General features: G+C 60.3%; 19 protein-coding genes. 10 read left to right on the forward strand and 9 right to left on the reverse strand.

Translation table 11 applies throughout. The features are described from left to right. Window positions 1-65 precede the first annotated feature (65 nt). The 6 genes from OOZ53_RS05120 to OOZ53_RS05145 all read right to left on the reverse strand — a co-directional run bounded on the left by OOZ53_RS05120 (window position 66) and on the right by OOZ53_RS05145 (window position 7,257). Window positions 66-908: an ABC transporter ATP-binding protein gene (locus OOZ53_RS05120; protein WP_271088249.1), complete on the reverse strand. Its 843-nt coding sequence runs from the start codon at window positions 906-908 to the stop codon at window positions 66-68. 64 nt (window positions 909-972) lie between these two features. Beyond that, window positions 973-2,262, reverse strand: a complete 1,290-nt coding sequence (locus OOZ53_RS05125; protein WP_271088250.1) for an ABC transporter substrate-binding protein — start codon at window positions 2,260-2,262, stop codon at window positions 973-975. A 69-nt stretch (window positions 2,263-2,331) separates the two neighbouring features. Then, a complete protein-coding gene (locus tag OOZ53_RS05130; protein ID WP_271088251.1) occupies window positions 2,332-3,408 on the reverse strand; it encodes a branched-chain amino acid ABC transporter permease in 1,077 nt (358 codons plus the stop codon). Window positions 3,409-3,413: 5 nt separating this feature from the next. Beyond that, entirely contained in the window at window positions 3,414-4,442 is a 1,029-nt protein-coding gene (locus tag OOZ53_RS05135; RefSeq protein ID WP_271088252.1) for a branched-chain amino acid ABC transporter permease, read from the reverse strand. 8 nt (window positions 4,443-4,450) lie between these two features. After that, window positions 4,451-5,275 (reverse strand): ABC transporter ATP-binding protein, encoded by an 825-nt coding sequence (locus OOZ53_RS05140; RefSeq protein WP_271088253.1) that lies wholly within the window; start codon window positions 5,273-5,275, stop codon window positions 4,451-4,453. Next, entirely contained in the window at window positions 5,272-7,257 is a 1,986-nt protein-coding gene (locus OOZ53_RS05145; protein WP_271088254.1) for an AMP-binding protein, read from the reverse strand. The genes OOZ53_RS05140 and OOZ53_RS05145 overlap by 4 nt, the downstream gene beginning before the upstream one ends. A gap of 396 nt (window positions 7,258-7,653) precedes the next feature. On the opposite strand from OOZ53_RS05145, the gene OOZ53_RS05150 reads away from it, so the two are divergent. Together OOZ53_RS05150 and OOZ53_RS05155 are read left to right on the forward strand one after the other, a co-directional pair. Continuing rightward, window positions 7,654-8,784, forward strand: a complete 1,131-nt coding sequence (locus OOZ53_RS05150) for an enolase C-terminal domain-like protein (RefSeq protein WP_271088255.1) — start codon at window positions 7,654-7,656, stop codon at window positions 8,782-8,784. Window positions 8,785-8,818: 34 nt separating this feature from the next. Beyond that, window positions 8,819-9,658 carry a dienelactone hydrolase family protein gene (locus OOZ53_RS05155; RefSeq protein WP_271088256.1) on the forward strand — a complete coding sequence of 280 codons (840 nt, stop codon included), beginning with the start codon at window positions 8,819-8,821 and terminating at the stop codon, window positions 9,656-9,658. On the opposite strand, the gene OOZ53_RS05160 is transcribed toward OOZ53_RS05155, so the two are convergent. From OOZ53_RS05160 to OOZ53_RS05170, 3 genes are all read right to left on the reverse strand, one after another. After that, complete coding sequence (locus tag OOZ53_RS05160; protein WP_271088257.1) at window positions 9,655-10,389, reverse strand: creatininase family protein; 735 nt, start codon at window positions 10,387-10,389, stop codon at window positions 9,655-9,657. The genes OOZ53_RS05155 and OOZ53_RS05160 overlap by 4 nt on opposite strands. Then, a complete protein-coding gene (locus tag OOZ53_RS05165) occupies window positions 10,386-11,042 on the reverse strand; it encodes a glutathione S-transferase family protein (protein WP_271088258.1) in 657 nt (218 codons plus the stop codon). Before OOZ53_RS05165 ends, OOZ53_RS05160 begins: the two co-directional genes overlap by 4 nt. Window positions 11,043-11,108: 66 nt before the next feature. Continuing rightward, complete coding sequence (locus tag OOZ53_RS05170; protein ID WP_271088259.1) at window positions 11,109-11,885, reverse strand: transporter substrate-binding domain-containing protein; 777 nt, start codon at window positions 11,883-11,885, stop codon at window positions 11,109-11,111. Between the two features lie 233 nt (window positions 11,886-12,118). Here OOZ53_RS05170 and OOZ53_RS05175 point away from each other — a divergent pair, with 233 nt between their 5' ends. The 8 genes from OOZ53_RS05175 to OOZ53_RS05210 all read left to right on the forward strand — a co-directional run bounded on the left by OOZ53_RS05175 (window position 12,119) and on the right by OOZ53_RS05210 (window position 17,885). After that, window positions 12,119-12,901 (forward strand): amino acid ABC transporter ATP-binding protein, encoded by a 783-nt coding sequence (locus OOZ53_RS05175; RefSeq protein WP_425499109.1) that lies wholly within the window; start codon window positions 12,119-12,121, stop codon window positions 12,899-12,901. Between the two features lie 35 nt (window positions 12,902-12,936). Continuing rightward, window positions 12,937-13,698 (forward strand): amino acid ABC transporter permease, encoded by a 762-nt coding sequence (locus OOZ53_RS05180; protein WP_271088260.1) that lies wholly within the window; start codon window positions 12,937-12,939, stop codon window positions 13,696-13,698. A 27-nt stretch (window positions 13,699-13,725) separates the two neighbouring features. Then, entirely contained in the window at window positions 13,726-14,313 is a 588-nt protein-coding gene (locus OOZ53_RS05185) for a carboxymuconolactone decarboxylase family protein (RefSeq protein WP_271088261.1), read from the forward strand. 61 nt (window positions 14,314-14,374) lie between these two features. Beyond that, a complete protein-coding gene (locus OOZ53_RS05190) occupies window positions 14,375-15,346 on the forward strand; it encodes an isopenicillin N synthase family dioxygenase (protein ID WP_271088262.1) in 972 nt (323 codons plus the stop codon). Between the two features lie 34 nt (window positions 15,347-15,380). Next, the gene (locus OOZ53_RS05195; RefSeq protein WP_271088263.1) at window positions 15,381-15,989 is read left to right on the forward strand and encodes a helix-turn-helix domain-containing protein; all 609 of its coding nucleotides are present in this window, start codon (window positions 15,381-15,383) and stop codon (window positions 15,987-15,989) included. A gap of 12 nt (window positions 15,990-16,001) precedes the next feature. Next, window positions 16,002-17,087 carry a hypothetical protein gene (locus tag OOZ53_RS05200; protein WP_271088264.1) on the forward strand — a complete coding sequence of 362 codons (1,086 nt, stop codon included), beginning with the start codon at window positions 16,002-16,004 and terminating at the stop codon, window positions 17,085-17,087. A gap of 38 nt (window positions 17,088-17,125) precedes the next feature. Next, complete coding sequence (locus OOZ53_RS05205) at window positions 17,126-17,425, forward strand: ArsR/SmtB family transcription factor (protein ID WP_333780585.1); 300 nt, start codon at window positions 17,126-17,128, stop codon at window positions 17,423-17,425. Beyond that, window positions 17,418-17,885 carry an SRPBCC family protein gene (locus tag OOZ53_RS05210; RefSeq protein ID WP_271088266.1) on the forward strand — a complete coding sequence of 156 codons (468 nt, stop codon included), beginning with the start codon at window positions 17,418-17,420 and terminating at the stop codon, window positions 17,883-17,885. Before OOZ53_RS05205 ends, OOZ53_RS05210 begins: the two co-directional genes overlap by 8 nt. Window positions 17,886-18,056 lie beyond the last annotated feature (171 nt).

The raw sequence follows: 18,056 nt of genomic DNA on the forward strand, positions 1-18,056 counted from the left end.
GTGTTTGTGTCGCCTCCAATACATCATCCCTCATGCCGGCAACGCCGCCGATGTGGCGCCGTCCGTCAGGCAAGCCAGCGCTTGCGCCGTTTGTAGTGTTTTACGTCGCGGAACGATTTGCGGCCTTCTCCCCCGACACCGAGGTAGAATTCCTTCACGTCCTCATTCTCGCGCAGTTCCGAAGCCTCGCCATCCAGGACGATACGGCCAGACTCGAGAATGTAACCGTAGGTCGCGTAACGCAGGGCGATGTTGGTGTTCTGTTCGGCAAGCAGGAAGGACACACCCTCCTGTTCGTTCAGTTTGCGGACGATCTCGAAAATCTCTTCCTGCAATTGCGGCGCCAGTCCCATGGACGGCTCGTCGAGGAGGATCATCTTCGGCTTCGACATCAGCGCCCGGCCGATGGCGGTCATCTGCTGCTCGCCGCCCGATGTGTAGCCAGCCTGGCTGGCGCGCCGTTCGCGCAGCCGGGGAAAGTAGTCGTAGACCATATCAAGGTCGCGCTTGATTGCCGCATTGCCGTCGCGGCGGGTAAAGGCACCGGTCAGCAGGTTTTCCTGAATAGTGAGATGGCCAAAACAATGGCGGCCTTCCATGACCTGGATGCAGCCCTGGCGGACCAGTTCGTTGGGCGTCAGCGACTCCACCTGTTTGCCTTCAAAGACGATCGAGCCCTTGGTGACTTCGCCGCGTTCCGCGTGCAACAGGTTGGATACGGCTTTCAGGGTGGTCGTCTTGCCGGCCCCGTTTGCACCGAGCAATGCAACAATCCCGCCACGCGGCACCGTCAGGGAGACACCCTTGAGTACCAGGATCACGTGATTGTAGATCACCTCGATGTTGTTCACCGACAGGATCGTATCCTGTGCAACGTCCGTCTGCTGGTTGTTTTCAGCAATGCTCATCGGGTCTTGGTCCTGCTTTTCGGCCGATAAGACCGCGCCCCGAGGGGCGCGGTCGGGAACTGCATCAGCTGCAGCGTTCCGGAATGTTGTTTTCAGCGGCAAAGGCCGTGGAGTCTTCCATGATCAACGGGTCGATGATCTCACGATCGGCCGGTCCGAATTCATTGATCAGTGACCAGGTGCCGTCCGTCGCGTTCCACTGGGCAATGGCACCCAGACCCGGGCCGCCATGGTTTTCGCAGGACACGTTGATCTCCGGGCCGAAGCCACCAAGACCCAGCTCTTCGAGACGGGCGCTGTCGATTTTCAGCGCTTCCATGCCATCACGCATCTGAGCCGGGGTGATTTCCTTGGTATTGTGGATCTCCTGTGCCGCACGGGCCGCTTCTGCTGCGAGCATGGCCGCATACAGGCCGCGGTTGTACAGAACAGTACCGATCTGGTCGCCAGCACCGGCGGCCTTGCCCTTGTCGACGACATGTTTCTGGATGTCTTCGAAGATCGGGAAATCGGAACCGACACCATGGAAGGTCACGGCCTTGTAGCCGTTTGCACCCTCACCGGCCGGCACCACATCGTTCTCGGAACCGGACCACCATACGCCGATGAAGTTCTCCATCGGGAAGCGGATGTTCGCGGCTTCCTTGACGGCCACCTGGTTCATCACGCCCCAGCCCCACATCAGGACATAGTCGGGACGATCACGGCGGATCTGCAGCCACTGCGACTTCTGCTCCTGTCCGGGATGGTCGACCGGAACCAGAGACAGCTCATAGCCGTGCTTCTTGGACAGCTCTTCCAGCGTGCGGATGGGTTCCTTGCCATAGGCGGAGTTGTGATAGACCAGCGCGATCTTCTTGCCGTTGATATCGCCGCCATTCTCTTCAAGAATGTGATTGACGATGATCGAGGCAGCATCCCAGTAGGTGCCGGGATAGTTGAAGACGTGGCTGAACACCTTGCCGTTTGCGGCGGATGTACGGCCGTAGCCCATGGAATGGACAGGTATGCCGTCAGCGGTTGCCTTGGGGATCAGCTGATAGGTGATGCCCGTCGACAGCGGCTGATAGACCAGAGAGCCTTCACCCTTGGTCGACTCGTAGCACTCGACACCCTTCTGGGTATTGTAGGCCGTTTCGCATTCCAGTACGCGGGCCTGGACACCGTTGATGCCTCCGTCCCGCTCGTTGAGCAGCGTGAAGTAGTCGGCATAGCCGTCAGCAAACGGGATGCCGCCCGCTGCATAGGGACCGGTCCGGTAGCTCAGCGACGGAAACACCAGATCGGCCAAGGCCGAAGTGGTTCCGACCGTCGCAGCCATTGCGGTCACGATTGCCAGTTTTGTCAATTTCATGTCTTTCCTCCCTGGGTAAAACAGACACGCATGATCGCTCCATCTGGAGCACGAACCTCCTGCCCTTCCCTAGTAGGGGAATGGCCAAAGGCGCAACTTTTCCTTCACCAAGCGCCAGAGCTGAGCCAGCCCGTGCGGTTCGACGATAAGGAAAAAGACGATGAGACCGCCCACGAGCATGATCTCGAAATGGGCAGCCAGGTCGGTTGGCCATCCAAGACCGCCAACCATTACGTTTTTCAGAAGCACCGGCATCAGTGTCAAAAATGCGGCGCCCAGAAACGATCCGAGGATCGAGCCCAGCCCGCCGATGATGACCATGAACAGGACCAGGAACGAGACGTTGATGCCGAAGGCTTCCGTCGGCTCCACCGCACCCAGCCAGACCGAGAAATAGAGCGCCCCTGCAACACCGATGTAAAAGGAGCTCACGGCAAAGGCCGAAATCTTGGCCTTCAGCGGCTGCACACCGATGATTTCGGCCGCGATGTCCATATCCCGTATCGCCATCCAGGACCGGCCCAGCGTGCCGCGCGTCAGGTTGCGTGCCATCCACGCAAACAGGAACACCAGTGTCAGGCAGAACAGGTAAGTGGCCCAGGGCGGCGCGCTGGCGCCGGTCACGGCAATCCCGAAGATGGTGCGTTCGGGAGCGGTGATCTGGCCGGAGGCCGAATAGTTGTAGAACCACGGCACCTTGTTGAAGAGCCATACGAGGAAGAACTGGGCCGCCAGCGTCGCCACCGCCAGATAAAAACCCTTGATGCGCAAAGACGGCAATCCGAACAGCATGCCCACAAATGCCGTCACGCCACCGGACAGGATGACAACGAAGAAGATGTTCAGGTCAGGGAACGCGGTCATCAGCTTGTAGCAGGCATAGGCGCCCACGGCCATGAATCCGCCGGTGCCCAGGCTCACCTGGCCGCAATAGCCGGTCAGAATATTGAGCCCCAGTGCCGCCATCGACCAGACGAGCAACGGAACGAGGACTGATTTTTCCCAGTAGTCATTGATGAAAAACGGCACCACCAGGAAGGCAATGACCATCGCGCCCCAGAACAGGTAGCGCTCCGACCTGATCGGAAAGGTCTGCTGGTCGGTGGCATAGCTGGATTTGAAATCACCGGTTTCGCGATACAGCATCTCGGTTATATCCTCTCGATGATTTTTTCGCCGTACAGTCCCTGCGGCCGGAACAGCAGGAACGCCAGCGCCACCATGTAGGCAAACCAGTTTTCAACGGCGCCCCCGACGATCGGTCCGACATAGGCTTCGGCGAGTTTCTCGCCGACACCGATGATCAGTCCGCCGACAATGGCGCCCGGGATGGATGTGAAACCGCCCAGAATGAGCACCGGCAGGGCTTTCAGCGCGATCAGCGACAGCGAGAACTGCACGCCCGATTTGGCGCCCCACATGATCCCCGCCACAAGCGCCACGAAACCCGCGATCGACCATACGATCACCCAGATGCTGCGCAGCGAGATACCAACCGAAAGGGCTGCCTGATGGTCATCGGCGACAGCGCGCAGGGCACGGCCGGTGGCCGTGTATTGCGAAAACAGCGTCAGCGCGACCACCAGGACGACGGCGATGATGGCGGCCGATACATCCAGCGTGTCGATATACATGCCGAAATAATCCGCGCCTTCCGGCGCCCAGGCCCGGGTCACATCCTCCCACCAGAAGGAACCGCCGCTCGGCAATCCGACATCAAGCGCCTTGACGTCGGCGCCCCACATCAGATCGCCCATGCCTTCCAGGAAGTAGGCAAGGCCGATGGTCGCCATGAACAGGATGATCGGTTCCTGATTGACCAGATGTTTGAGCACCACCTTCTCAATCAGGAAGGCCAGCGCGATCATCACCAGCATCGTGACCAGAATGGCCAGCACCGTGGGCAGACCGGGCCCCCAATGGTGTATATCGGTGCCGAGAATGGCATTAATCAGATGGGCAAAGGGCACCTGTCCGGTCTGCAGCCCCACCAGGGTCAGAGCCGCGAACAGCGCCATCACGCCCTGCGCGAAATTGAAGATGCCGGATGCCTTGAAAATCAGCACGAAGCCGAGCGCCACCAGCGAGTACATCACGCCGGACATCAGCCCGTTCAGCACCGTTTCGATGAAGTTCAGAAAATCAGGACTCACGCCGTGCCCCCTTGCCTGCAGAACCATGACGACATTTATTCATGGCTCACCCCTAGATAGGCGTCGATAACAGCCTGATTGTTGCGTACCTCGTCCGGTGTGCCGTCGCCGATCTTGCGGCCATAGTCGAGCACCACAACGCGGTCTGACAGGTCCATGACCACACCCATATCGTGCTCGATCAACGCGATCGTCGTTCCGAACTGCTGATTGACGTCGAGCACGAACCGGCTCATGTCCTCTTTTTCTTCCAGGTTCATGCCGGCCATCGGTTCGTCGAGCAGCAGCAGCGCCGGATCGGCCGCCAGGGCCCGTCCCAGTTCCACCCGCTTCTGCAATCCGTAAGGCAGCCGCCCGACGGGCGTCTTCCGGATGTGCTCGATCTCCAGGAAGTCGATGATTTTCTCGACCGTCTCGCGATGTGCAATCTCCTCGCGATGTGCGGGGCCCCACCACATGGCCTGCGACAGCATGCTGCTCTTCATCAGCGTCATGCGGCCGGTCATGATATTGTCGAGCGTCGTCATGCCCTTGAACAAGGCGATGTTCTGGAAGGTCCGGGCGATGCCCTGGCTGGCCGCACGGTGCGGCCGCATGCGGCGGCGCTTCTCGCCGCGAAAGGTGATGGTGCCTTCCTGCGGGTGGTAAAAGCCGTTGATCACGTTGAGCATCGATGTCTTGCCGGCGCCATTGGGGCCGATAATCGCGCGGATTTCCCCCTTCTTCACGTCGAAGGAAACATCCGTAATGGCCTTCACGCCGCCAAAGGACAGGGAGATATTGTCGACATGCAGCAGCATGCCCCCCCGCTCGATGCCATCATCGGCGCGCAGGGTGCCGGGATCGATATGCTGGTTCATTCGGCAGCCTCCTGTCTCGCGCCCGCTGCCGGTTGCGTCTCCATGTCCATGATCTTCACGGTCGCCGATATACTGCCCTTGCGCCCGTCTTCGAAGGTCACTTCCGTTTCGACGAATTTTTCGGAAGAGCCGTCATAAAGCGCTTCGATCAGCGGCGCGTAGCGGTCGGCGATGAAACTGCGGCGCACCTTCTGCGTGCGCGTCAGCTCGCCGTCATCGGCATCCAGTTCCTTGTGCAGCACCAGGAACCGGGTGATCTGCGATCCGGCCATCAGTTCCTCGCCCGCCAGGTCACGATTCACCTGATCCACATGCTCGCGCATCATTTCGTAGACTTCCGGAAGACCGGCCAGTTCCTGGTAGGAGGCATAGGAAATATTGTTGCGCTCGGCCCAGTTTCCGACAGCGGCAAGGTCGATGTTCATCATGACGGTGCACATGTCCCGTTGATCGCCGAAGGCCACCGCCTCCTTGACGTTGGGGAAGAACTTGAGCTTGTTTTCGATATATTTCGGCGCAAACAGCGAGCCGTTTTTCAGTTTGCCGACATCCTTGGCCCGGTCGATGATCTTCAGGTCGCCATGGGCATCGAAAATGCCGGCATCGCCAGTCTTGATAAATCCGTCCTCGGTAAATGTTTCCTTGGTCTTCTGCTCGTCGGCATAATATTCCACGAACATGCCGGGCGACTTGAAAAGCACCTCGCCTTCGTCGGAAATCCGGATTTCCACATCGGGAACCGCCTTGCCCACCGTTTCGGGGTGGATCTCGCCATCCTTCTGCGCCGTCACGTAAAGGAAAGCTTCCGTCTGGCCGTAAAGCTGCTTGAGATTGATGCCGAGCGCGCGGAAGAACGAAAACAGATCCGGTCCGATGGCCTCGCCTGCCGTGTAGGCGGTGCGGATGTTGGAGAATCCAAGCGTATTCTTGAGCGGTCCAAAGACCAGCTTATCGCCCAGCCAGTAGGAGAGCCGTGCTCCGAGGGGGACGCTTCGGCCTTCGAGGATCGCCTCGCCGTGTTTCTTGGCCACGCCCAGGAAATGATGGAAAATCCGCTTCTTGATGGCGCCCGCATCCTCCATGCGGATCATGACGCTCGTCAGCAATTGTTCGAACACCCGCGGCGGAGCGAAATAGAATGTCGGTCCGATCTCGCGCAGGTCATGGGCCACGGTTTCGGGACTTTCGGGGCAGGCCATGCACAAGGCCGAAACATAACCCTGCGCATAATTGAGATAATGGTCCCCCGCCCAGGCCAGCGGCAGATAGGCAAGCACGTTGTCGTTTTCGGTCAGATTGTCGAAACCAGCCGTGTCGCAGGCCGCCTTCACCGAGGTATGCGCCTTCAGGACCACACCCTTGGAGCGGCCGGTCGTGCCGGATGTGTAGAGAAATACGGAGACTTCCTCGCCGTCGGACGCGTTGATGGCATCTTCCCAGGCCTGTACCCGGCCGGCATCCGCTTCCATCGCCGCCTTGCCGATATCCTGAACATCGGCAAAAGACTTCAGATGCGTGTGATCATAATCGCGCAAGCCGCGCGGCTCGTCGTAGATGATGTCCTTGAGCGAAGAAATCTCATCGGAGAATGACAGAATTTTATCGACCTGCTCCTGATCCTGTACCACGGCAAGACGGACACCGGCGTGGTTCAGCACATAGGCCATTTCTTCGGCCACCGCATCGGCATAGACCGGAACCGGAATGGCCTTGAGGGCCTGCACGGCGCAGAATGTCCAGTAAAGCCGCGGTCTGTTCGTACCGGCAATGGCAATCTTGTCGCCCTCGCCGACGCCCATTTCCTGCAAACCGACCGAAAACGCACGAATTTCTTCGTATTGCTGTTTCCACGTCCAGCTCTGCCAGATACCGAGATCCTTGTGGCGCGTGGCCGTTCGGTTGGCAAACCGTTTGGCGTTCAACAGAAGATATTGCGGAAAAGTCACCGGCTCACGGCCGGCATTGCTGCCCGTCGATGGCATTCCCCAGATTCTCCTCCCAAGCCCGGCGGAGCCTCCATCCGCCGGCGAGGCGCAAACGCCTCTTCATTTTTCGCCCAATAAAGAAATGAACGTATGTTCTTTTAATCAAAAGATTCAGCACCGCGCAAGCGACTTTAGTAGAACCTATTCAAATTCATGCATTTTTCAAACGGTTTATTCTCCCGCCAGGCCGATCCGGGAAACAAATTTGCTTACGGTCAAGCCGTTCATTTATCACGCAATATCGCCGCCGCCTTCATCGCGAGGCCGGATGCGACATTTTTTCCGCTCCGACGGGCCGTGATCCCTGTTTCCCGCTCGACATTGCCTGAAATCGAGGCGACTATTCACCGTTCGTGGCCACGCCATTGCACCCAAAATCATCGGAAGACACCTATGCGTCACATCACCATCACGGACATGCGCGTCCGCATCATCAACGTTCCCGTTCAGGCCACCCATTCGCATGGCAGCGGCGATGTCAGCGCGATTTGCAGCGTCGTGCTCGAACTGACCGCCGACAGCGGCGTAACCGGTTGGGGCGAGGCTTCGCCTTGGCCCGTCTTCACCGGGACCGCCGAAGCCAGCGCGGCGGCGCTCAACACCCATTTGCGGCCGCACATCATTGGAGCGAATGCACTGCGGCGCGAGCAGATCATGGCGATGGCGGACAAGGTCGTCGTGCGGTGTAGCGAGGCGAAAGCCGCCCTTGAAATGGCGCTTCTTGACGTGGCCGGCAAGACGCTCGACCTCTCCGTCGGACAGCTCATCGGCGGGCGCCGCCGCGACAGCGTGCCGGTCAGCTTTACCGTCGCCAATCCGGTCTTCGAGGAAGACATGGAGATCATCGCCCATCTCTATGGCGACGGCGTGCGCATCTTCAAACTGAAGACCGGATTTCACGACCATGCGTTCGATCTCATGCGCCTTGAAAAGATCCGCGAGACCTATGGCGACGGCGTCGATCTGCGCATCGACTACAATCAGGGCCTGAAGGCCGTTGACGCGATCCGCACCCTTCGCGACATGGAGCCCTTCCGGCTCGGCTTTATAGAACAGCCGACACCGCGCGACAATCTGGAGGCTATGGCGGCCATTTCGGCTGCGATCGACACGCCGCTGATGGCCGACGAATCGGTCTTCAATCCGCGCGAAGCGCTGGTGGCAACGCAGATGCGGCTCGCCGACATCTATTCGCTCAAGGTGATGAAGAGCGGAGGCATCGCGCGTGCCCAGGAAATCGCGGCGATTGCCGGCGCGGCCGGCGTCGGCGTCTATGGCGGCTGCATGTTCGAGACGGGACTTGCCCATCTCGCCGGCGCCCACCTGGTCTCGACACTGCCGGAGATCGACCTCGGCTGCGAGTTCTACATGCCCTCATTCTACGCCAAGGACGATATCCTCGCCGAGCCATTCCCGATCAGGAACGGATCGGTCCACATTCCGGACGAACCCGGCCTCGGTATTGAAATCGACAGGGACAAGCTCGAGAAATACACGGTGGAAACGCTGCCTGCTGCAGGATGAGGGCTTCGGCGGAAAACTGGGGAGTGCCAATTTCATGAGATGGTTTGGGGCAACGCTCCTTGGATTGTTTGTTGCGCTCGGGCTCCATGGAACTGTCGCCGCAACGGAAGTCGTGCATTTCAACAGCGCGGTTCTGGATGCGGCAAACCGGCAAAACAACGACGCGGTAGAGGCCGGGTTCCCGATCTGGGGTCATCTGAGCCGGCCTGAAGGAGACGGCCCGTTCCCCGCCATTGTGCTGATGCATGGCTGCGGCGGGCTGCAGCAGGCGCATTTCGATTGGGCGTCAATGCTGGACGAACTGGGCTATGCGACACTCGTTCTGGACAGCTTCCGGCCAAGGAGCGTGATACGGGTGTGCACATCCGACCACCGCCCCACCTCTCCGGCGCAAAGAGCACTGGACGCCTACGGCGCGCTGGCGTTCCTGCAACAACTGCCCGATATCGACCAGGACCGCATCGGCCTCATCGGTTGGTCGCATGGAGGCATAGCCGCGCTGGAGGCGGTCAACAAAAAGGGCATCTCGCGGCAGTTCACCAACGGATTTCGCGCCGCCGCCACCTTTTATCCGTATTGCATTCCCGATCGGGATTTCGAGATACCCGTTCTGATTCTGATCGGAGAATCAGACGACTGGACGCCGCCCGACCTGTGCCGGCAACTGGCCGAACGCGATCAGCAATCAGATTTTCTCGAGCTGGTTACCTATCCGGGCGCCTTTCACGGCTTTGACAACACGGATTTCAGCACCGGTTTTTTCGTGAGCGGCGCATCGGGAGGCAGGCACTGGCTGCAATATGACCAGGCTGCACACCGGGATTCAGCCGAACGCATCACGGATTTCCTGGCGCGGCACCTTGGAGGCCGCTAGCCACGCTTCCCGGCAAAGATTGCGTAGTCCTCGGCGACCGCCGCGCACGCCGCATCGAACAGCGCCCTTCCCTGCTCCGGGCTCGCCAGTGCCGAGTGGGAGCCCACCCGTCCGTCCGGAAAGCGGGCGCGGTGTTCGTCGGGCGGGCCGTGCCGGTCGCCGGCATGGTCCTTGATAAATTGCGGCGTCAGCTTTTCCGGCGGTCCGAGGTCCTCGGCCAGGACAACACGGTGGCGGTGCTGGGTGATGGCGATCTCCGAGGGCGTCGCATGCATGCCTTCCCAGTCGCCATAATATTCGCGCCGCAGCACATTGACCGGCTCGAAATCCCACCAGTTCCTGATTCTGATCGCGGCGGATTTCGATCCGGCGACGGCGCGCAGCGGCTCCAGATTGGCGCCATGGCCGTTGAGGATGTAGATGTGCCCGAAGCCGTGATGAACAAGGGCGTCGAGCACCTCCCCGACCAGCACGGAATAGGTCTCGGGCGAAACGGACAATGTGCCCGGAAACGACATGTTGAACGGTGCCGGCGTGTAGCCGATGACCGGCGCCACCAGGGCGCCGGCGATCTCGGCCGCCCCCTCGGCGATGTCCTGCGCGCAAAGGCTGTCGGTGCCGATCAGCCCGATCGGGCCGTGCTGCTCCGTCGAACCGGTCGGCAGGATGATTCCGTCACTGCCCCGCAGATAGGTTTCGACCTCGGGCCATGTGCTCAGGTCCAGCCTCATGCCGTCGGCCCGGCCACGGATTCGACCCAGGCGGCAAGCGCCGGCCGGTAGGAATCAAGCTCCCGTGCAATGCTCGGCTCGCGCTTCAGCGCTTCGAAATAGGCGGCAATCTTGTCCGGCAGGACTATTTCGAGCTTCATTGGCCCATTGAGCATTTCGAGAAAAAGCAGCGTAATGGGATAGCCGCAATCGGCAAGGCTGAGGGTTTCGCCGGTGAGCAGCGGGGACGGATCCGCGATGCGATCGAACTGCGCCAACCGTTCGACAATGAGCTTTGCCTGCCCCGCGACAAAATCCGTATCGCGCTTTTCCGGATCGACATGGGCGAAGAGCGACCGCACGGCCGGCTCCAACCTGGTATCGTGAAACCGTGAAAGCGCCCGCGCCTGCGCCCGTTCGCGAATGTCTTCCGGCCACAGCGCCGGCTCCGGCACCAGCTCGTTCAGATATTCGTTGATCGCTTCGGAATCGACCAACAGGAAACCGTCATGCTCGATGGCCGGCAGCGTTCCGGACGGAACGATCTCCTTGTAGGCATCGCTGCCGTAACCGCCCGGCGGCGGAACATCCTCGAAGTCCAGTCCCTTGGCCCGCAGCACGATGCGCACCTTGGCGCTGTAGAGACTGGGCGGAATGGAATAGAGTCTGATCATGACCGCCTCAAACGAAAGGACCGCCTTACCGGCGGTCCCGCATTATGCCCAGTCTCGCGTCGCGCGCTAGTTGGAAAGCTGCCACTTCTTTGCAAGTCCATCAAAGAAGCCGCGCTCTTCCTTGAGCTTGATCCATGTGTTGACATAGTTGATCCAGACCTGGTCGGCCTGCGGCATCAGCATGGCGATCGGGGTCGGCGCCTTGGGTGCGGAAACCGTGACGACCGCCATCTGCGGGTATTTCGCCACCAGTTTGTAGGCCTCCACATTGGACGTGATATGCGCATCGGCCCGCCCTGCGAGCACTTCCTGGAAGTCGCGCGCCGGGGCTTCCACGATCTGGTGCTTGGCATCCGGGAAGAACTGCTTGACCTGCTTTTCCTGGGTGGTGCCGAGCGTCGCGGCAACCGTCACGTCAGGCTTGTTCAGGTCGTCCCAATCCTTGAACTTGCCGGCATTCTCCGCCAGAACCAGCGGCACCGTCGCGAGGGAGAAATAGCTGTCGGAATAACCCGCCGCCTTGGCGCGGGCCGGCGAGATCGATGCCGAGCCGGTGATGTGATACTTGCCGGAAACAACACCGTTGACCAGCGTCTTCCAGTCGGTCGGAACGAATTCCACTTCAACGCCCAGATCCTTGGCCAGTTCGTTCATGACGTCGATATCGTAGCCCGTATAGCTGTTGGTCGCCGGATCGCGCATCGTCATCGGGTTCCAGTCGCCGGTGGTGCCGACCTTCAGAACGCCGTCGCTGAGGATTTCCTGCAGCGCCGATTGGGCCTGCACGGCCGCCGTGCCGGCGACGAGCATGACCGCCACAAGGCATGTCTTCACGAGTCTCATGGGTATTCTCCCTTTGATGTGTCCCTCAATTATGTGCCTTTCGCGGTGTCCGGGAACAGCGCAAAAATTGCAATCTAATAAATTTGTTGCACGACAATAAACTCAATGATACTCAACGGAGTCAACAAAAATAACGCAAAACACTATCCCCGATTGGGCCTTTCCGGCCGCCTCGCGGATAGCGGGAACGCAGCGCGGCACACCGGCCGCCATAATGGCCGCATGGACCGCCCATGAGGGAGAAGGCCATCGTGACGCAAGTTGACGATGCAGCCGCAGCCGCTCCGATCATCGAGATGAGCGGCGTCTGCAAGTGGTTCGGGGAATTCCAGGTCCTCAAGGACATTAATATCAGTGTTGCGACCGGCGAGAAGATGGTCGTCTGCGGCCCGTCCGGCTCCGGCAAATCCACCATGATCCGCTGTATCAACCGGCTGGAAACCCACCAGAAGGGACGGATCGTCGTCGACGGGACGGAACTCACCGACGATGCGCGCAACATCGGTGCCGTCCGCGGCGAAGTCGGCATGGTGTTCCAGCAGTTCAACCTGTTTCCGCACCTGACGGCCATCGAGAACCTGATGCTGGGCCCGGTCCGCGCACGCAAGATGTCCCGCAAGGACGCGCGCGAACGGGCCGAGTTCTACCTGGAGCGCGTCCACATCCCCGAGCAGGCGGACAAATATCCCGGCCAGTTGTCCGGCGGACAGCAGCAACGCGTGGCCATTGCCCGCTCGCTGTGCATGGAACCGCGCATCATGCTGTTCGACGAGCCGACATCGGCGCTCGATCCGGAGATGATATCCGAAGTGCTCGATGTGATGACCGAGCTGGCCGACAGCGGCATGACCATGATCTGCGTCACCCACGAGATGGGCTTCGCCAAACGCGTTGCCGATACCATGGTGTTCATGGACGCCGGCGAGATCGTCGAAACCGCCGATCCCGGAACCTTCTTCGGCAGCCCGCGCAGCGACAGGTGCAAGCGGTTCCTGCAGCAGATTCTCGGACATTGACCAGTGCCGGTTACAGCGAACGGAAGGACAGGCCCATGGCGCTCTTGAAACCCGGTACGGTCAGGATCCTTTGCATATGCACGCTGGCGCTGTTCGTCACCGGATGCTCCGCCAACTGGGGCTGGTATGTCGTCGACCCGACCACCAAAACCGGCATGAGCAACCTGATGTTCCTGCTGGGCGGCTTGCGCTACACGATCCTGCTGTCGGTCACCGCCATTCTGATTTCGATCGTCGTCGGCCTGCTGGTGGCGCTTCCGGGGCTTTCGAACAACCGCTACCTGAAGCTCTTCAACCGGACCTATGTCGAGTTTATCCGCGCCATACCCATCCTTGTGATGATCCTGTGGGTCTATTATGGCCTGCCGCAGCTCGGAAACATCCAGATCGGCGTCTTCTGGGCCGGCGTCATCGCGCTTGCGCTGTCCGACAGCGCTTTCCAGGCGGAGATCTTCCGCGCCGGCATTCAGTCGATCCACCGCGGACAATATGAGGCTGCGCAGTCGATATCGCTCAACTATACCGACACGATGCGCTTCGTTATCCTGCCGCAGGCGATCAAGCGCATCCTTCCGGCCCTTGGAAACCAGCTCGTCTATATGCTCAAGATGTCGTCGCTCGTCTCGGTGATCGGCATGCAGGAACTGACGCGCCGCGCCAACGAGCTGGTTGTCACCGAGTACCGTTCGCTGGAGATCTACACGATCCTGGTGCTGGAATATCTGGTGTTGATTCTCATCGTCTCCGCCGGTGTGCGCTGGCTCGAGCGCCGCATGCGGGCCGATGAGCGTGGCTGAACCAAAACAAAAGACCGGGAGAAAAACATGTCGGCCTGGATAAGGATGATCGACGACGACGAAGCCGGAGATGACCTGAAGGACGCTCTGAAGCTGGCGCGCACGCCGCACGGCACGGTCGACAATGTGATGCGGGTGCACTCGCTGCGCCCGAGCACCATGCGCGGCCATGTGATCCTCTACCGGGCGGCCCTGCATGACGACGGCAACACACTGGCTCCCTGGCTTCAGGAGGCCGTTTCCTCCTATGTCTCGCTGCTCAATGGCTGCGCCTATTCCTTCGCAAATCACTGGGCCAACGCCCGTCACCTGATTGATGACGATGAACGCGCCGACACGATCGAGAAGGCGCTGCGCGCCGGCCGGCCGGGCGACGCATTCAGCGGCGCCGAACTCGCTTTGCTGGCCTATGCGCGCAAGCTCACGCTCGAACCCGGCGCCATGGTCGAGGACGATGTCCGGCACTTGCGTGCGGCCGGATTTGACGACGGACAGATCCTCGAAGCCAACCAGATCATCGGCTATTTCAACTATGTCAATCGCAGCCTCAACGGCCTCGGTGTAACCACCGAGGGCGATGTCGTTGGCTATTACGCAGAAAATTCGACCGCCTGATATTGCATGAGAGTAAACTTATTGCGTATAATGCATCGAACGAGATGATGGAGGAATGCGCATGTCCGACCCGGCACCAAAACACATCGAACGCGAACTGATCCCGGTCATCGATATCGGCCCGTTGCGTGACGGTTCGGATCCGGTCAGTGTCGCGCGGGAATTGCACCGCGCAAGCCGCGAGGTCGGCTTCATCTATGTTACCAATCACGGCATTCCCGAAGAGACCATTGAGGCCGCCCGGTCCACGGCCATGGAGTTCTTTCGGCAGCCGCCCGAGGAAAAGAACCGGGTCGCGGTCAGCGGCGCCCACCGCGGCTTCCTGTCCGTCGGCGGCGCGAAAATGCAGGACGATGCCAAGGCCGACCTGAAGGAAAGCTTCATCTGGGGCTACGAGGATTCGCATGGCGTAACGCCCGATGACCACCGCCTGCGCGGCGACAATCGCTGGCCCGGTTTCATGCCGCAAATGCAGGCGGTTTCCATGGACTACTTCAACAGGGTGCATGAGGTTGCGCATCATCTCATGCGCGGCTTCGCGCTCGGTCTGGACTTGCCGGAAGATACGTTCCTCAAGACGAATGATACGCCGCTCAGCCGTGCCTCCTACGTCTATTACCCGCCGCAGGAAAGCGCCAGTTCCGGACAGTTCGGCGTCGGGCCGCATACCGATTTCGGCGTCCTGACGGTGCTGTGCCAGGATTCCGTCGGCGGCCTCCAGGTCGAGACGCTGGACGGCGAATGGATCGCCGCACCGCCCATTCCAGGCACCCTTGTCGTCAATGTCGGGGACCTTCTGGCACGCTGGACCAACGGCGAATACCGCTCGACGCCGCACCGCGTCATCAACACATCCGGCAAGGAGCGCCTTTCGCTCGTTCTCGCCTACGATCCGGAACCGCGAACCATGATCGACCCACGCGATATCTTCGGTCCGGACTGCGAGATGAAGGAAGAGCCGATCTCCTGCGGCGATTATCTCCTTTGGCGCTTCGCGAAGGCCTTTTCCTACCGCGACAAGGATGGCAAATAGGTCACGGGTGAACAGAATGCGGAACCGCATCTGAATGACAGACCAGGTCGTAAACAAGAAACCGCTGTCCGAATTCGGCGTCGATGAGGCCGTCGGCAAAGCCCTGCGGGCACTGCGCGAGGCCAACAACCTCACCGCACGGGACCTGGCATCGAGTTCCAATGTTTCGGCGGCGATGATCTCGCGCATCGAGAACGGTCAGGTCTCCCCTTCCCTTTCAACCCTCGAAGCGCTGGCCCGCGCACTGGAAGTGCCGATCGTCAGCCTGCTGCGCGAGACGGGCACGGCAACGGCCGACATCACCCACGTCAAGGCCGGCAAGGGCCTGGAGTCGACCCGCGTTGCTGGACGCCATTCCCACGATTTTGTCGCGCTCGGCTTCCATCGCCGGCCGGGGCTCGAATTCGAAGCGCTGATGGTCACGCTCGACCGACGGGACGACTCGCGCCCGCCCATCTACAACGGACACGGATGCCTCTTCGTCTACGCGCTCGAAGGCGAAGCCATCTATCTCTACGGCGAACGGGAGATCCACCTGCAGGCGGGCGACTCACTGAGCCTCGATGCAGAACTCCGCTACGGCATCAAGGAAGTTCTCACGCCGGTCTTCCGGTTCCTCTCCGTTCAGGCGTCCGGGCGTTAGGGCAAAGCGACAATGGTGGCAGATTCACTTCCCGATGCGGCCCGCAATCTCCTGATCAATTGCGCCGGTGCTGCCCCGGGCGATTCCATTCTCATTCTTCACGAAGATCCCATGTTGGGCTGGTACGACCTGCAGGCGCCGAAGGCGGTGGCAATCGAGGCGGAACGGCAGGGCATGAAGCCGACGCTTCGCATGGTGGGCGGCCCGGATCAAAGCGGTGAACTCTCCAAAGACGTTCTGGCAGCGATGGCTGGGCACGACCAGACGGTGTTCTTTGCCAGGATCGGCGACCAGGGCCGCTTCTCGATCCGCCAGTCCGGAAGGCCGGCGGTCATGTCCTATGCGATCAACGAGACCATGCTGGCCTCACCGTTCGGCTGCTTCGACTACGGCGCGTTCCTCGATCTGAAGGACGCGCTCAACCGGACGCTCGACAGAGCCGCAGAGATCCGCATCACCTGCGCAAGCGGCACGAATCTTCGCGGACGCTCGATCGTCGATCCGGACGAGGCCGACGACGTTTCGGTCAAGCGCTTCCCGATGGGCATCTACAAGCCGATACGCATGCAGGGGTTTTCCGGCAAGGTCGCGGTCACGCACTACCTCACGCCAACCGGCTCCCGCCCCTATATGCCGGCATGGCTCGGTCTCGACGATACCGTCATCGCGACCGTGGACGGCAATCGTATTACAGGCTTTGAGGGTGCACCGCAGACGGTCGGCGCCGTCGAGAACCATTACCGGCATGTCGCGGAGACATTCGGCATCAAGCCGATGTTCGCACATTCCTGGCATTCGGGCATGCATCCGGCCTGCGCCTACACCATGCCGGCAGCGGACAATCCCGACCGATGGTCGAACACGGCATTTCCCAATCCGCGGATCCTGCATGTCCACACCTGTGGCGCCTATCCGCCGGGCGAGATCTGCTGGATGGTGTTTGACCCGCTCGTCACCGTCGACGGCGCTCCCTTGTGGAACCGCGGGCAATTGAACAGGCAAATCAACGACGATATCGCCGCCGTCTTTTCCCGCTGGCCCGGACTCGCTGCACTGTTCGACAATCCGTCTCGTGACATCGGTCTTGACAATACGTAAGTAGAGACTTACGGTAAGCTGTGACTTACGAAACAGCCTTGACAGCGCTTGCCGACCCGTCGCGCCGGCGCATTTTTGAAACGCTGCGGGATCGGCCGCGCACGGTATCTGACATTGCCCAACGGCAACCGATCAGCCGCCCGGCGGTTTCCCAGCATCTGAAGGCACTGCAGGAAGCCGGCCTTGTCGTCGCCCGGCCGCAGGGAACCGCGCGTTACTACCGCATTCGCCGCGAAGGGCTCGCCGAACTGCGCGCCTATCTGGACGGCTTCTGGGATGATGTTCTCGCCGCCTATGCGCAAGAAGTAAGCAAGACACTGGGAGAAGAGAATGGTTGAGCCGATCCGGAAACTGATTGTCGTTCCCTGCGACCCGCAGACCGCCTTTTCGGTTTTTGCCGAGCGCACCGCCGACTGGTGGCCGCTCGACAAGCATTCGCTGACCGCGGGCCGCACCGGCAATGCGGCGAAATCCGTGACGATTGAGCCGGGCGTCGGTGGCCGCATCATCGAAACCTCCCCGGACGGCGAGGAACTGCACTGGGGTTCAATCAAGGTTTACGAGCCGGGAAAGGTGCTCTGCTTTTCGTGGCATGTGGCCGAGCCGGTCGACCGGGCGACCGAGGTTGAAATCCGTTTCGAGGAACTGTCCCCCGAACAGACGCAGGTTACGCTCGAACATCGCAACTGGGATGTGCTTGGCGAAGCCGGCGAAGAAACGCGCGGTCACTACAACAATGGCTGGGTGCACGTTTTCGAGGACTGCTTCGGCGGCGCCTGCAAAATGCCGGCATCTTGAATCCGGCGCAGTAGATCCGCCATGCATCAAGGGACGGCATAGCTGTCGTTGCTAACCGAAAATATTGCCGACCGTACCGCCAGAACAGACTCGGCAAACGCCGAAAAACGCCGCTTCTCAAGATCTTAAGCAGGTTAAGTATATGTGATATATTAACCACAGATGGTATGC

This window comes from Allohoeflea poritis (assembly GCF_027889715.1).
In the GTDB taxonomy this organism is placed as follows: Bacteria; Pseudomonadota; Alphaproteobacteria; order Rhizobiales; family Rhizobiaceae; genus Hoeflea_A; species Hoeflea_A poritis.